Source organism: Aliinostoc maniaoense, from assembly GCF_058172895.1.
On record NZ_CP187952.1, the window covers coordinates 4,576,682 to 4,592,274 of the forward strand.

The following is a 15,593-nucleotide window of genomic DNA, read 5'->3' on the forward strand; positions in this document are numbered from 1 at the left end:
GGAGATAATAGTAAATGTCCATCACTTACGGAACAGAAGGAAGCCTCCGCGTTGGTCAACAAGCTCCCGATTTTACCGCAACAGCTGTAGCGGATCAGGAATTTAAGGAAATCAAACTTTCCAACTATCGTGGTAAGTATGTTGTCCTGTTCTTCTACCCCCTAGACTTTACCTTTGTTTGCCCCACTGAGATCACAGCATTTAGCGATCGCTACGAAGAATTTAGTAAACTTAATACTGAAATTCTTGGTGTTTCCGTTGATAGCGAATTTTCTCACCTAGCCTGGATTCAAACAGATCGCAAGTCTGGTGGTGTTGGCGACCTTAATTATCCTTTAGTTTCCGACATCAAAAAAGAAATTAGCTCCGCCTATAATGTTTTAGACCCAGCCGCAGGTATTGCTTTACGTGGTCTATTCATCATTGACAAAGATGGTATCATCCAACACGCTACCATAAACAACCTAGCTTTTGGTCGTAGCGTTGATGAAACCCTGCGGACATTGCAAGCGATTCAGTATGTTCAATCTCACCCAGATGAAGTTTGCCCTGCTGGTTGGCAACCTGGTGACAAAACAATGAATCCTGACCCTGTGAAATCTAAAGTTTACTTCTCTGCTGTCTAAAAAAGCAGAAGGCAGAAGGCAGAAGGAAAAAGGCAGAAAGTAAAATATTTTAACTATCTGCTTTTTGGACTTTTTCAACTCCTTTCTGTATTTCTAACTATAAAAGTTTAAGCAATAAAATCATCCCAACCACAGATGAAAACACATCAATACAGATATAAAATTAGTGTTGATGAAAATGTTTATCTGTGGTTTTAAATTTTGAATTTTGAATTGATTTATGCTGACCTCAACAGATTTTAGTGGATTATTAAATGAGCGTTTCTTCCGTAATTTCCTGCCGATTCCCGCTAGTAATGAGTTAAGGCTGGAGATAGGAACACCAGACTTTCAATTACCAGATATTACTAATGGCACGTCAGTAAAATTATCAGATTATCGCGGAAAAAAACCTGTTTTACTAGCCTTTACCCGCATTTTTACAGCCAAGCAATATTGCCCATTTTGCTTTCCTCATATTAAAGCTTTGAATGAGCGATATGAGGAGTTTCAGGAACGGGATATAGAAGTTTTACTAATTACTAGTACCGACGAGCAACAAAGTCAAATAGTCGTCAGAGATTTAGGCTTAAAAATGCCATTACTAAGTGATCCAAGTTGCAGAGTATTTCGTACTTATCGAGTAGGGCAAGCTTTAGGCGCACCTTTACCCGCCCAATTTGTATTAGATAAAAACGGCAGACTGCGCTACAAACATTTATTTTCTTTCTTAGACCACAACGCTAGTATTGAAACTTTATTAGAAATGTTTACTCAAAGTTAAAAGTTGACTACTCCCCGATGCTCAAGCAACGGGGAATCTAAACTGTTACAAAAAGCGAGGTTAAAATCGTCTCTTTTTGTGTTTTACAGTTCTTTTCCCAAAGAAAGATCCTTGGCGGGACAGTCAAAAGCCCCCTAACAACCTTGGCTAAATCTAATTGATTTTACAGTTTAACCTGTTGTAAATGACTCCGGGGGTTGTAAGTACGAATAGCCCGGATTTTTTCATAATATTCCCGTTCTTGCTGACTCATATCTTTCGGGGGTGCGATCGCTACCTTCACCAACTGATCGCCACGTCCACCTTTAGGCATAGGCCACCCTTTACCCCGTAAACGCAAAGATTGACCAGAACGCACACCAGCAGGTAACTTCACATTCACACTACCGTCGGGTGTGGGTACGTCAATGGACGCACCTAAAGCCGCTTCATCAGGAGTAATTGCCACTTCACAGACCAGATTATCACCTTCAATCTGGAAAAATGAGTGGGGTTGTAACTCTACCTTTAAGTATAAATCGCCCCGTTGTTGAGTCATGGGGTTAAATTGACCTTTACCCCTCACCCGCAAACGATTACCAGGTTTTGCACCGGGTGGAATACGCACGTCTAATGTTTCGTTACCTAAGTTAAAACGCTTTTGAGAACCAGTAAAAGCTTCTGCAAAAGTTAAAGTAATAGCGGCTTCTGTATCTTGTCCGCCCCCTGCGCCAAAGTCTTGAAATCCGAAGTCACTAAAGCCACCATAAGCACCCCCTGGTCGGCCTCCCGGAGTTCCATAGGAATAACTTTGTCGTCCACCGCGAGGCGCACCGCCACCAAAGCGTCCTAGTAATTCATTGATAAAATCATCAAAAGAGCCGTATTGACTGAAATCAAAACCGCCCATATCGACACCAGCACCACCAGGGAAGCCACCTTCACCTACTTGTCGCCAATATTGACCAAATTGGTCATATTTTTTGCGTTTGTCTGCATCTGACAACACTTCGTAAGCTTCGTTGACTTCTTTAAATTTTGCTTCTGCCTGCTTATTGCCTGGGTTAACATCAGGGTGATACTTCCGGGCTAGTTTACGAAAAGCTTGTTTAATCTCTTCTGGACTGGCAGTTTTACTAACTCCCAAAATGCTGTAATAGTCTTTGAAGTCGGTTGCAGCCATCTACCAGCCTCCTGTAAAAATTTCCTTTAAGTTTTTTTCTAAGATGTGAGATTTCGTTTTTGCTAGGTATAATGCCAAGCACAAATAATTCTGATTTTAAATTAACAAATAATATAAATAATCAAGTGTGGTTCATCCTCATTGCATCGGGGCGATTACCGTACTTGGAGATTGGGGACTGGGGATAATTAAAACAGTTATCAGTCCTGACGGTGTATCGGCGTAGGTTTAGACCCGCCACTAACGCCTTTTACCAATTGGTGTGGTGTTTCGTTAAGGATTTAACTGATCACTACTGGTTAAAACTCACCGAGAAACCCGATACTGTTGGGCTATGTAATAAAACAAGGGATAGTAATCTGCAAATTCTTGAGACGGGCTTCGTCCTTGCCAGTTATATTTCACTTGATTTTGTGTGAGTGTCAACGTCATGGAACTAACGGCATTGCCCACTTCTACCCTGAAAATGCCACTTAAGCCTTGATTAGTCTGAAAATTAGGCTTTTCTGGGGTTATGGGTTCTAGTATCTGATTACTCCCCCAAGCTCGAATTTCTACTGAGTTGTTTTTTGGTGAGACTAAAGCAATACCATCTGTGTTTGTCGGCGTTGCTAGAGTTTTCCAGTTGCTGGGATAGGGAAACTCAAAGCCATAGCGGGAATTTTTGTAAGTTTTCCATGTGATATCTGTGACATTTAAGGTAGAGGTCAAACATCCACTCAGAATTAATAACAAAGCAACTACTGCACTAATACACGTAATTTTAGTATAAAATATTTGCATTAATCTCAGGATTTTTACTGCAAAAATAGAGAAGATTCTACCTTTTTTAAAAGTAGCTAGTATTTGTATATCAAGTATTTCCGAGATAAATTTAGTCATTTGTCTCTACTTTGAGGGTAATAATAGTTTAGTCGCTTAGATAACTTTCTTTGGCGATAATCTTTGTAACAAACAAAGCACAATTGTAAACAAAAGTAACAAAATAGCCGTCAAAACGTTTTACTGTCTTGACAACAGAGAGGCTAGTCGATAACGTAATATACATACCCGGGTAAGACCACTAAAAAGTGATATGCAAACTAAGCAAAAGGTTACGTTGTATTTATCGCCAGAACTGCACAAAAAGCTGAAGATTCGGTCAGCAATCGAATCTGAGCGAATGTCAGAACTTGCCGAGCGTGCCATTTTTTTCTACCTAACAAACTCAGACATAGTTGAAGAGATCGAAGCTTCGGCTTACGGTAGGACACACAAAGTTTATTCGTGTCCCAATTGTGAAAGTTCAGTGGTGTTAAAAGATGGGGAATTAGTTGGTTTAGGAAGTCAGCCAGGCGTAATTGGCCAAGATCATCTTTCCCTTGATGAAATGGCACAAGCAGAAACCCATCCCAAGGGTGAGGAAGAATTAGTTCCTTGCTAGATAGGAATTAGATAAGTAATTCATAATTTTGGTTGTTGTCATCAACAAAACGATGTCTTTACTGTACTAGGGTCTCAAGAAGGTCGATTTATGAAAGAAGAGCTCAATATTCTCATTCAAGCTCAATACCCACTAATCTACCTTGTGACCTCCGAGGAAGAGCGGGCAGAGCTAGCAATTTCCACAATCGCCCAAACGTTAAGACCCCAACGCCGAGTGTATGTTTGGACAGTAACACATGGCATCGTGGAGTATGGTCAACCCCGGAGTGTAACCCAACATAACACCGTTTCTCCAGAGGCGGCGATCGAGTGGATCATCCGGCAAAAAGAACCCGGTATATTTATTCTTAAAGATTTACATCCATTTATTGATGCTCCTGCAACCACAAGGTCACTGCGTGATGCGATCGCTAGCTTCAAGGGTATGCAAAAGAATATCATTTTGATGTCTCCGATGCAGCAAGTACCCATCGAACTGGAAAAAGAAGTTGTAGTTTTAGACTTTCAATTACCTGATATGTCAGAGTTAAACAAAGTTTTAACTCAACATCTTGACCAGTATCGGGGGCGGCGGTTGACCACGGAAGCGCGGGAAAAACTCCTCAGAGCAGCTTTGGGTTTAACTAAAGACGAATCTGAGAAAGTGTATCGTAAGGCGCAAGTCACCACAGGGCGGTTGACTGAAGAAGAAGTAGATATAGTTCTATCTGAGAAAAAGCAACTCATTCGGCGCAATGGCATCCTTGAATACATCGAAGAAGATGCAACCATTGATGCTGTAGGTGGACTAGAAGAGTTAAAGAAATGGCTTAAACAACGCTCTAATGCTTTTACAGAAAGAGCCAGAGAGTATGGTTTGCCCCAACCCAAAGGGATGTTAATTTTAGGTGTTCCTGGTTGCGGTAAATCACTAATAGCCAAAACAACGTCCCGGTTGTGGGGTTTACCACTCCTGCGCTTAGATATGGGTCGAGTTTACGACGGCTCAATGGTGGGACGAAGTGAAGCTAATCTGCGTAACGCCCTCAAAACCGCAGAATCGATATCACCCGCAATCCTATTTATCGACGAATTAGATAAATCCTTTGCTGGTAGTGCTGGTTCTGGTGATTCCGATGGCGGTACATCGAGCAGAATATTTGGGTCTTTCCTCACATGGATGCAAGAGAAGAAATCTCCAGTGTTTGTCATGGCTACAGCCAACCGTGTAGAACGTTTACCTGGGGAATTTTTGAGGAAAGGTCGTTTTGATGAAATTTTCTTTGTGGATCTGCCCACACCCGAAGAAAGATGTGATATCTTCAAGATCCACCTCAATAAACGCCGTGAAGACATCTCCCGCTTCGACTTAGAACAACTAGCCAAGATGTCCGATGGCTTCTCCGGGGCAGAAATTGAACAAGCGTTAATTGCGGCAATGTATGAAGCCTTTGCCCAAGACCGGGAGTTCACCCAATTAGATATTATTGCGGCACTCAAAGCCACCTTGCCACTGTCTCGCACGATGCAAGAACAGGTCACAGCCCTGAGAGACTGGGCAAGACAGCGCGCCAGACCCGCCGCAGCCTCCGTTGCTGAATATCAGCGAATGGAGTTCTAAAAGCTTTCCCTTGCTAACCCAGGGGGAAAGGCTAGCCAAACCCGCTAGCAGTTACGAAAAAATAGCCGCATCCCAATCATCGCGGCTCCCTAAAAACAAACCGTTGTCCTAAATTCTCAATCTTCTCATTGGAGGAAACCCAAATGTCTCATTTTAGCACTCTTCGCACCAAAATCACCGATGCCGAAATCCTCAAAGCTTCCTTGCGCGACCTGGGTATCAGCGTAAAAACAGAAGCTGATGTACGCGGTTATAACGGTCAGCGCGTTCGTTCCGACATCGTTGCAGTTTTGGAAGGCGAATATGACTTAGGTTGGTCTCGCAACAGCGATGGTTCTTTTGACCTAATCGCTGACTTGTGGGGTGTTGCTAAGAAGCACAACCAAACCGAGTTAATCAACTCCATCAACCAAAAATACGCTGTTAACAAAACATTGGCAGAAGTAAAACAGCGCGGTTTGCAAAACGCAAATGTGAAATTAGTATTGCAATAACAATTTCTCTGCGCGTTCCCAAAGCTGCACGGGTTAACCAAGTTATAGCGGTTAGCCCGCTTTTTTTATGTCTGGTTTATCAGCCTCTAAGCTAACACAGGCAATTTTTAGGCAGGTGCAAGTAGTTGAAAGTCACCTAGACGTAACAACTCACTGACAAAGGGAGAACGTTCACAATTCGTAAATCCCAATTTTAAATAGCTGCTCTTAAATTCATTAAATCCTGGTCTACTATTCAGAATAATATAAGGGTTGAAAAAGATTTTAGAATTTCCTCCATACACAACATAATCGTAACCAAAGCAATCAGATTCCTCATATCCATAAGGGATAAAGCGACTGATTAGAAGATAAATCCTGTCTTTTTTGTATGGTAATAGTTCAGAAAGGTGAGGATAATCAGCTATTTCATAATCTTTGTAAGCCCCAGATGCTATTAAGAAAATAGGACGCTGTTCTTCAATAGCTCTACTAATTAGAGGTAATCTACTAGAGTTAATTGTCAGTTCATCTCCATCTCGTGCTTCAAAATGTGTACAGTAGCCTGCTTCTCTAGCTTTATGAATTTGAATATAAGTTGGGCCATGTACTGTTGTAAATTTTGCTTGATTTGGTACAGGTGTATCGTTGATAGGTGGTTTGTAGTGATCAATAGCTTGTTTTTCTAACTTCCTGAGAGTCTCCGTTAAATCTGAGATGGTAGCTAAAAAATCCTCTGGGACAATGCGGTAGCGTATCACAGCATTTTCCATTCCCTCAAACTGTCCTTGGCGGTGATGGTTTATATGACGACCTTTTAAATTACGTGAAAGACCGACATACATAACTGGAGATAAGCTATTACCTATATAGTAAATACCTGGTTTTGCTGGTAGTTCTTTACGTTGAATATAGGGTAAAACTGGCATTGTTTTATAATTGAGATTCAACTTCATAATCTCTATTTTTACCTAGCAATGAAATTTGACTACTAGGTTAGTTTGCCCATAATTTAACGTAAGTTAGAAAGAACCAAAAAATGAGAGTTCGGCGAATTTAAAACATTCTTTATACCAAACCAGCTTGAAAAATTTGAGTTGGGGTGAGGTTCAATTCAGGGAAGGTTTGGGAGATAATGCGATCGCTATCTCTAAACTTACTGATTTGGTATTCTCCATCCACTAAATTACAAACGGAGATGGTTGCTTGTTTGGGGTTGCCAATAAAATTGCGTCCACCCAACGCAGCATAGTCTACAATCCAGTATTCAGGGATACCCATCTCTTCATAATCAGCATATTTTAAGTAGTAATCGTCTCGCCAGTTAGTTGAGACAACCTCAATTATCAAAGGTATTGATGCACCTAAGCTAACGATGGATTCTTTTTTCCATAATGTTTCATTGACGAGATTTGCCCGATTTAGCACCAACACATCAGGAAAATAACCAGAATCTTTTTCCAGAGGTCTTACTATAGTTTGGTTGGGGATAATATAAGGCAGGTTTAATCGGTCAAATTCAACCGTGACTTTTCTAGCGATAAAACCCTTGACTTCTTCATGTTCCCCTATTGGTTGTGCCATCTCAACAATGCTTCCATTATGTAATTCGTAGCGTACCGCAGTATTTTCGGGTAGCAAATCGACAAATTCCTCAAATGTTACTGGCTTGGGTATGGCTTGAGTCATAGCTGTTGGAGAATTACTGCTTTGAATATATTATCTCTAATCTAGGGGACTGCGGACTGCTTCTCCACTAAGGTGAGACTATTTACCCACTAGGTTATAGGACTTACGCAAAGGGCATATTTTTTACGTAGGGTGTGTGACGCTGTGACAGTATTTGAGCGTAGTCATGAGACTTATAGCGTCACGCACCAACTATTGATTGTGACACTTGCTCCCAGTCGTAGGTTAGTTTGCCTAGAAGATAAGGTTCAGATTGACATACTTTTGAATTTCTTCAGGAGTAAAAATGAGTTAAGTTTTATAAGTTGTATTAACACTAATGTTATAAGCACTACTGTTAAGTTTCTTTTGAATGAAATTGAAGAGTTCGGCTCGATGTTTACGCAACCATTCAGGATTATTGCCTGGATATAATTCTATACTGTAAGTGTAAGTAAGCACCTCCCAACTTACTTTATAAACTGCTTTGCAATGGTAGAACATATTAACTAATCTTGTAATAATTCTTGTAGCACTCTGACCTGTATATGGTGGTGAAAAATCAAGTTTTTTAGGACTGCTTAATTCGGTTTGTTTACACAGAAAACTAATTTCATGATTGCCCTTAACTCTATTGCAAATATCACACAATGTCTGTGAGTTTTCTATAGTTGTTTTGCCACCCATAGAAAACGGTTTAATATGGTCGATTTGTAATTTTTTCAATCTGTTAGTTCCACAACATAGGCAAACATAGCCGTCTCTTTTCTTAATTTCTGCTTTTTCTGCTTCAGTTAATTCTCTATCCTCATTCTTTTCTTGATCAGGATTAATCTCAACTGGACTAATTTTATCTACCACACTTCGGTGAGAATAAATGATGTTTATAATTGCTGCATCAACGGCTGTTTCAAATCGACGCAAGTTTTTGTATAAAGTCTTCCATAGTGTGCCAGGTTTTGAAAATTCTCCCTTTAAATATTCATGTTTTTGATAAGGTAAAAAATTCATGACTTTTTCTGCCATTTTATCTAAGTCATAAATTTCTCTTTCTTCAAATGAATGATATGGGGGTAAAGATTCATTTTGAGCGATATGGCGTACAATCTTCATTAAATCAGACTGAAGCTTTTGTCCAATATCGTCATATTTACGGTCAAAGTATTTATCTAGCCATTGTTCAACTTGAGGCTGCATCCATTGTTCATCAAGATATTCTTTAGACCATTCACCTAGCAAATCTGTCGAAAGAATGAATGTCATAAAAGTATCAAGTTTGTCTTTGGTGTGTTCATATACCATGACAAACTCAGTAAATGTTTCCATCGAGTCAGACTGATTTTCAGGGTCAGCATATTCAATTTCAGTTTTATACCATCCAATTGGACAAATTTTCTTGTATTGTATTAAATATTCTCCACCACTTTCAATTGATTTTGATAATTCTTCTACTAGACGAATTGATATATATTCTAGTGGATAATTTCCTCTAACTCCAGGTTTTTCAATGATCTTTATTTCGCCATTTTTTGGATCAACCCAATCAATTAAACGTTTCCAATCATCGAAAAATAACACAACATTCGCCTCACTACTACCTCCTACTTTTTTGCCTCGTAATGCTCTGCCAATCATTTGAGTCATTAAGATAGAGCTTGTTGTCTGACGAGTGATAAATACAGTCTGAACATTAGGAACATCAGCACCTTCTGTTAACATTCTTACATTGATTAAAACATCTAGTTTCCCATCTTTAAATGCAGTTAAAATTCTTTTATTATCATCCTGAGTACGTTTATTTCGTGCTTCTGCTGAACCAGGATCAGCATCTATATGTGAATAAATTGCATCGGCTCGAATACCTTGTTCAATAAGCTTATCTTTTATGTAAACGCATTGAAACCATCGATCTGCAAAAATAATAGTTTTGCCATAATTCTCCTGATTTTTTACGTAATTATCTACTATGAAATTGTTTCTATCTCGATCAGATGCAAGTTTTTCAATAATGTCTTCTGGTAGGTCTTTATGTTGCTTAACTAATCGATTATACAGGCTATCATCAACCTCCCATTCTTTGCCCGTTGATACTTCAATATAATGAGGTTGAGCTAAAATCCCTTGTAATATTAAACTTTCTTTTTTTGCTTCATAAATAATTTTATTTTCAAAAATTTTCCACAGCCAACCCCTTATAGCATTATCATTATGAGTTGGTGTCGCTGTTAGACCAAGCAGATTTAACTCTGGGCATAATAATCGCAATCCTAAAGCAGAGTCTTTTTCCCCAATTAATAAATTTCTGCAACCATATGCTGGTGCATGGTGAGCTTCATCAACTACTACAAAAAGTCCTGCTTTGCGACAAGAATTTATAAATTTTCTAAAAGCTGTATCAAACTTTTTACCAGTTTTGTCTTCAGCATCAGTATGTAGATTCTTGATAGCTGTTTGTATTGTCATAATGACAATATCATCAGTTAATTTTATCGATGCTACATTAGCATGAGATGGATTACTAGAAACACATCGAATATTTAATGTTTTTTTAGATTCTGGAATCTCCCTAGCACTTTTTTTGAAGGTATCGAATGCTTGATCTAATAAGTAAAATGACGGAGCTAACCAAAGTATCTTAATATTTTTCGGAATCACATGGTCAGATAACCACTTAACAGCAGTAAATGTCTTACCTGCACCTGTGGGTAGAACTAAAATTCCACTACCCGGCTTTTCACTGCCAAATTTAAAGGTTTTACTAAGGGCATCAAATGCTTCAACTTGGTGCTGGAAGGGTGTTTTGGAAGAAAAATTACCATCTCTTACTTTATCCAGATTGATAGATGCGTACATTATGGCATTCTCCTATTTAGCTATTTTCCTAGTGATACGAAATTTGACCACTAAGTTAGTTTGCCCATAATGTATGATGCAATCTCTAATTTTTTGAAATTTCTTCTTTACCAAACTGGACTTAAATCCAAAACAAAGCCAGGTAATAGGGGTTCACCAGAAATAGTTTGAGGATTATCTAATATTTCAACTGAAATATTCGGACGATAAATAAAAACTTGGCGTTGTTTTCTATCAATTAACCAACCCAGTTCTGTGCCGTTATCTATATATTCTTGCATCTTGTCTTGCAAGGTTCTTAAATTATCAGTTTCAGAACGTAATTCAATTACAAACTCAGGGCAAATTGGTGCAAATTTCTTTCGCAATTCTAATGGTATTGCTTCCCAGCGTGTACGTTTTATCCAAGCTGCATCGGGAGAACGTATTGCGCCATTTGGTAAAGTAAACCCACCACTAGAACCAAATCCTACACCTGTACCATCTTGTTTTGTCCACAGCCATAACTGTCCAATTAAGTTAAAGTTGCTTTCATCGGTTTCTGAACCAGTCGGGGGCATAATAATTAATTCTCCAATAGCATTGCGTTCGATACTCAAATCGTGATTGAGTTGACAGAATTGATAAAATTGCTCGTCACTCATAGCGATCGCACTTGGCAATTGCAATACTATTGGTATAATTTCGGTAATGCTGGGTAAGCTTTTAGTCATAATTTTGCATTGATGCTTGACTTAATTTTACTGAAAGATTAAGTCCCCAACATTTGCAAATTATGCAGTGTAGAATAAAGTCCCCCTGTTTTTAACAATTCTTCATGGCTACCTTGTTCTACTAATTCGCCTCGCTTCAAGACAAAAATTCTATCCACATTGCGAATTGTCGATAAACGGTGAGCAATAATAATTGCTGTTCGTGCTACTAATAACTCATTTAATGCTTCTTGGACTAAAGCTTCTGTCCCCACATCTAAACTAGCAGTGGCTTCATCTAAAACAAGTATCTCTGGGTTACGAATGGCAGCACGGGCAAAGGCTAAAAGTTGTTTTTGTCCACTAGATATATTTGTGCCACGTTCTCGCAGTTGGGTGTTATAACTGGCAGGTAATTGTTCAATAAATTCGGCAATATTGGTTTTTTCAGCTGCCGCTTGAATTTCTTCAAATGTATAGTAATCTCCCAAAGTAATGTTACTTTTCACATCACCAGCAAATAAAAAACCTTCTTGTAAAATTACTGCCATGTAACGCCGTAGTTCGGCTTGGGGTAACTCCCGAATATCTACACCATCTACGAGAATGCGTCCTTGGGTGGGTTCGTAGAGACGACACAACAGGCGAATAATGGAACTTTTACCTGCACCTGTCGGCCCGACTAAGGCGACTTTTTCACCGGGATGAATGACAAAATCTAAATCTCTAATCACATAATCATCATCTTTGTAGGCAAACCAAACGTGTTCAAAACGAATTTCTCCCAAGGTGGGTGTCGGCTTGATTTCTTCTGATTCTAAGTTAGCGATGATTTCGTCAATATAACCAAATTGGGCATCTAGAACTGAAAGCCGGGGGTTGATGCGATCGCTAATTTCAATGGGTTCATCTAAAATATCGCTAACACGTTCCATCGCCGTAAACCCAGCTTGAATGACAGTGAATTTCTCGGCAAAATCCCGTAAAGGATCAAATAATCGCTGGGCATAGAGAATAAATGCAGACAAAGTCCCAAAAGTCAAGTTATTGCCCAACAATAACCAACCACCTAAAGCTAACACGCCTGCGATCGCAATTAAGCCAATTAATTCTAAAGTTGCAGAAACGGCTGAATCGTAAAAAATAGTTTCATCAACTTGCTGGTTGTAACGTTGGTTCGTGGTGCGAAATAACTCAGCGTTATACTTTTCTCGCCGGAATAGCTGCACAACATTAATTCCCAGGATATTTTCTTGTAGCTGGGAATTTAACATGGATAATTCTTCCCGTGCTTTGTAATTAGCTTGGCGATATCGTCTCTGAAAATAAATAGTCAACCAAGTGACGGGAATTAACATCACCAGTAATAAACTAGCCAGTTGCCATTGGATAGAAAACATTAAACCCAAGATTACCAGCATGGAAAATATATCTGAGACGATGCCAATAGCTCCAGTAGAAAATACATCGCCCAAAACTTCCACATCACTGGTAAGTCTGGTAACTAATTTACCCACAGGTGTACTATCAAAAAACCTGACGGCTAAAGATGTTACATGATGAAATAAATCTTGACGAATGTCGGCGGTGATGTTCTGCCCTATCTTCTGTAGGAAATAACCTTGAACACCAGTGAGAACTAATCGTACTACAATCATAGCCAGCAATAGTCCGATGAGGATATTTAACCCTTGGGCTAAGGGACGATTGCTGAAAAACTCGTAGACACCGGGTTCATTGCGAATTAAGGATACAGCCTGTCCAATTAATAGAGGCTGGACAGCATTAGCTACTGCAATGGGCAATAGCATTAATATGGCTAGGGTTAGTAGGTTGCCGCTACGGCGAGCGTAAGGGACTAGACGTAAAAACAGCCGCCAGTCGTTGTTGCGCCAACTGTTTTTTCTGTAAGATTGGGATGATGTTTGGTAGATGCTCATAGATGAGCATTATATTAATTTTTACAATCTTAGAAACAGATGTTTGAAGATAAAATCACCAGGAGATGAGAAAAACTGTTGACTGTTTAGCCCATAACTTGGTTTAAAGCCAGTAATAACTCATTAATAGTGTAGGGCTTTGATAAAAACGTCGCAGCACCAGTGTTAACTATTTCTCCCAGTTTATTTTTAGCAATTAGCCCACTGGTAGCGATAATTTTGGCATCGGGGTTAATTTTTTTCAAGGTACGGATAGTAGTTAAACCATCTAGGCCTGGGAGCATGAGATTTACCAGTACAGCACTAATTTTATCTGCATATTTGGCATAAATGGCGATCGCTTCAATCCCATCACTAGCAACTAAGGCTTGATATTGGTGACTTTCTAACGAGGTTTTGGTTATATCCCGAATTGCCGGCTCATCATCTACAATCAAAATCAATTCTCCCTGTCCTGTGGGTGGCGTAAATTCATCTGTACTGAATACCTCCGTAGCTCCCACGGCTGGCAAGTAAATTTTAAATGTAGTACCATGCCCTACTTCACTTTCTACATTTACAAAACCACCGTGGCTTTTGACAATCCCAATTAACGTAGAAAGTCCCAAACCTGTACCTTGGCCGACTGGTTTAGTGGTAAAGAATGGTTCAAAAATTCGGTCTAAGTTTTCTGGAGGAATCCCAATACCTGTATCTGAAACTGCCACCACTATGTAAGCACCTGGTTTGGCTTCTAAGTTCATGCGAACATAGTTTTCATCAATGATGAGATTTTCTGCCGTAATATAGAGAGTTCCACCATCAGGCATAGCATCACGGGCATTAACACAAAGATTCATCATCACTTGATGAAGTTGCGTACTATCTCCACACACCATCCATAATTCTTTAGAGACATCCGTGACAATTTTGATAGATTTGGGAAATGTTTCTTTCAAAACTTTAGACAATTCCACAATAATGTGCCTGAGTTGTAAATTGATACGTTTACCTTCTACACCTCTGGCGAAAGATAATACCTGCTTGACTAAATCAGCACCACGTTTAGCATTAATTTCTAAAATTTCCAATAAATGTTGAGTGCGTTCATCGGCATCAGGAAATTTGAGAGGTAATAATTGCGCTCCAGCTAAAATTGGTGTCAGAATATTGTTAAGATCATGAGCAATACCACTAGCTAAAGTGCCAATACTTTCTAAACGTTGAGTACGCAATAATTGCGCTTCTAAATGTTTTTTCTGAGTAATATCTGTATCAACTGAAAGAATTGATTTAGGTTTGCCATACTGATCACAAACTAAACTCCAGCGACTAGCAACTACAATTTCTTTGCCATTTTTAGTGACTTTGTTTAACTCTCCTTGCCAGTTACCTTGAGAAATGACCTGTAATAGAGCCATTTCCAGTTCTGAAGAGGGTTCAATAAACAACAATTCACTGGCATTTTTACCCATCACCTCTTGAGGTTGCCAGCCATATAAATTTTCTGCACCTTTATTCCAAAACAGTATTTGATTTTGTAAATCACGGACACAAATTGCATCGGTGGAGATGTCTAATAATGCGGCTTGTTCCCGAATTTTGGCTTCTGCTAACTGACGCTCTTGTAAAGCAATTTGTTGTTCAGTAATATCAATACTGGCGCAAGTTATACCGATAATGTCTGCCGATTCATTCCGCAATGGCTCAACGGTCAAGTCGTAATATCGAATACCTTTTGCGGTTGTAATCGATACTTCTGCACGAGTACCTATACCTGTAGTTAAAACATGATACTTTATAGCAGTGAGAGCTTGGGCATCTGGATGAGGCATAATTTCACAGTCTTGTTTGCCCAACATTGTCTGTTCTGTCCACCCAGCCCTTTGGTTATAAACCCAAGTATAACGTAAGTCTCTATCTTGGTTAAAAACGAAAATTGGGGAGTTCTTTAAGGCTACTCGGAATCGCTCTTCACTTTGACAAAGCGCATCTTCTATACGTTGGCGTTCAATAGCATATCGGATAGAACGTACCAATAAGTCACCAGTTACTTTTCCTTTAACTAAATAATCCTGCGCGCCTTCCTGCATCGCTCTTAATGCTAAGGTTTCATCATCTATACCAGTTAAGACGATGATAGGAATTGTTTTAGCTTGGTTATTAGCTTGAATAAAAGTCTCGATGCCTTGACTATCAGGTAAAGATAAGTCTAATAACATGACATCAAAGACCTGATTTAAACTGCTACTAGCTGCACTGGCTAACAAGTTAAATGCTGCTGACAATCGCTCAACTGTATGTAAATTTACCTTAACTGTGTTGACTTCTTTGATTAACTCTTGAATTAAAAAAGCATCACCGGGATTATCTTCTACTAATAGGATTTGAATAATTTCATCTGCCATAGCC

13 protein-coding genes are annotated in these 15,593 nt (G+C 39.3%); 5 read left to right on the plus strand and 8 right to left on the minus strand.

Going from position 1 to position 15,593, the window contains the following annotated elements:
• Positions 1–14 precede the first annotated feature (14 nt).
• On the plus strand, positions 15–626 hold the full coding sequence (locus ACPZ3T_RS19825; RefSeq protein WP_490271173.1) for a peroxiredoxin: 612 nt from the start codon (positions 15–17) through the stop codon (positions 624–626).
• A gap of 220 nt (positions 627–846) precedes the next feature.
• Positions 847–1,389: a peroxiredoxin family protein gene (locus tag ACPZ3T_RS19830; protein ID WP_490271174.1), complete on the plus strand. Its 543-nt coding sequence runs from the start codon at positions 847–849 to the stop codon at positions 1,387–1,389.
• 163 nt (positions 1,390–1,552) lie between these two features.
• On the opposite strand, the gene ACPZ3T_RS19835 is transcribed toward ACPZ3T_RS19830, so the two are convergent.
• Positions 1,553–2,551, minus strand: coding sequence for a DnaJ C-terminal domain-containing protein (locus tag ACPZ3T_RS19835; RefSeq protein ID WP_490271175.1), 999 nt, complete (start codon positions 2,549–2,551; stop codon positions 1,553–1,555).
• 306 nt (positions 2,552–2,857) lie between these two features.
• Complete coding sequence (locus ACPZ3T_RS19840; RefSeq protein WP_490271176.1) at positions 2,858–3,433, minus strand: hypothetical protein; 576 nt, start codon at positions 3,431–3,433, stop codon at positions 2,858–2,860.
• Positions 3,434–3,626: 193 nt separating this feature from the next.
• On the opposite strand from ACPZ3T_RS19840, the gene ACPZ3T_RS19845 reads away from it, so the two are divergent.
• From ACPZ3T_RS19845 to ACPZ3T_RS19855, 3 genes are all read left to right on the plus strand, one after another.
• A complete protein-coding gene (locus tag ACPZ3T_RS19845; protein WP_490271177.1) occupies positions 3,627–3,974 on the plus strand; it encodes a slr0373 family blue light stress response protein in 348 nt (115 codons plus the stop codon).
• Positions 3,975–4,064: 90 nt separating this feature from the next.
• Positions 4,065–5,576 (plus strand): stress-responsive protein Ycf46, encoded by a 1,512-nt coding sequence (gene ycf46, locus ACPZ3T_RS19850; protein ID WP_490271178.1) that lies wholly within the window; start codon positions 4,065–4,067, stop codon positions 5,574–5,576.
• A gap of 143 nt (positions 5,577–5,719) precedes the next feature.
• Positions 5,720–6,070, plus strand: coding sequence for a DUF1257 domain-containing protein (locus ACPZ3T_RS19855; RefSeq protein ID WP_015136553.1), 351 nt, complete (start codon positions 5,720–5,722; stop codon positions 6,068–6,070).
• Between the two features lie 107 nt (positions 6,071–6,177).
• Here ACPZ3T_RS19855 and ACPZ3T_RS19860 read toward each other — a convergent pair whose 3' ends face one another.
• The 6 genes from ACPZ3T_RS19860 to ACPZ3T_RS19885 form a co-directional block, all read right to left on the minus strand.
• Positions 6,178–7,005, minus strand: coding sequence for a GIY-YIG nuclease family protein (locus ACPZ3T_RS19860; protein WP_490271179.1), 828 nt, complete (start codon positions 7,003–7,005; stop codon positions 6,178–6,180).
• A 112-nt stretch (positions 7,006–7,117) separates the two neighbouring features.
• On the minus strand, positions 7,118–7,738 hold the full coding sequence (locus tag ACPZ3T_RS19865; protein ID WP_490271180.1) for a Uma2 family endonuclease: 621 nt from the start codon (positions 7,736–7,738) through the stop codon (positions 7,118–7,120).
• A gap of 291 nt (positions 7,739–8,029) precedes the next feature.
• Positions 8,030–10,570: a DEAD/DEAH box helicase family protein gene (locus tag ACPZ3T_RS19870; protein WP_490271181.1), complete on the minus strand. Its 2,541-nt coding sequence runs from the start codon at positions 10,568–10,570 to the stop codon at positions 8,030–8,032.
• Positions 10,571–10,677: 107 nt separating this feature from the next.
• Positions 10,678–11,283 carry a Uma2 family endonuclease gene (locus ACPZ3T_RS19875; RefSeq protein ID WP_490271182.1) on the minus strand — a complete coding sequence of 202 codons (606 nt, stop codon included), beginning with the start codon at positions 11,281–11,283 and terminating at the stop codon, positions 10,678–10,680.
• A gap of 38 nt (positions 11,284–11,321) precedes the next feature.
• Entirely contained in the window at positions 11,322–13,202 is a 1,881-nt protein-coding gene (locus ACPZ3T_RS19880; RefSeq protein ID WP_490271183.1) for an ABC transporter ATP-binding protein, read from the minus strand.
• 86 nt (positions 13,203–13,288) lie between these two features.
• The gene (locus ACPZ3T_RS19885) at positions 13,289–15,589 is read right to left on the minus strand and encodes a PAS domain-containing hybrid sensor histidine kinase/response regulator (protein ID WP_490271184.1); all 2,301 of its coding nucleotides are present in this window, start codon (positions 15,587–15,589) and stop codon (positions 13,289–13,291) included.
• Between the last annotated feature and the right edge of the window lie 4 nt (positions 15,590–15,593).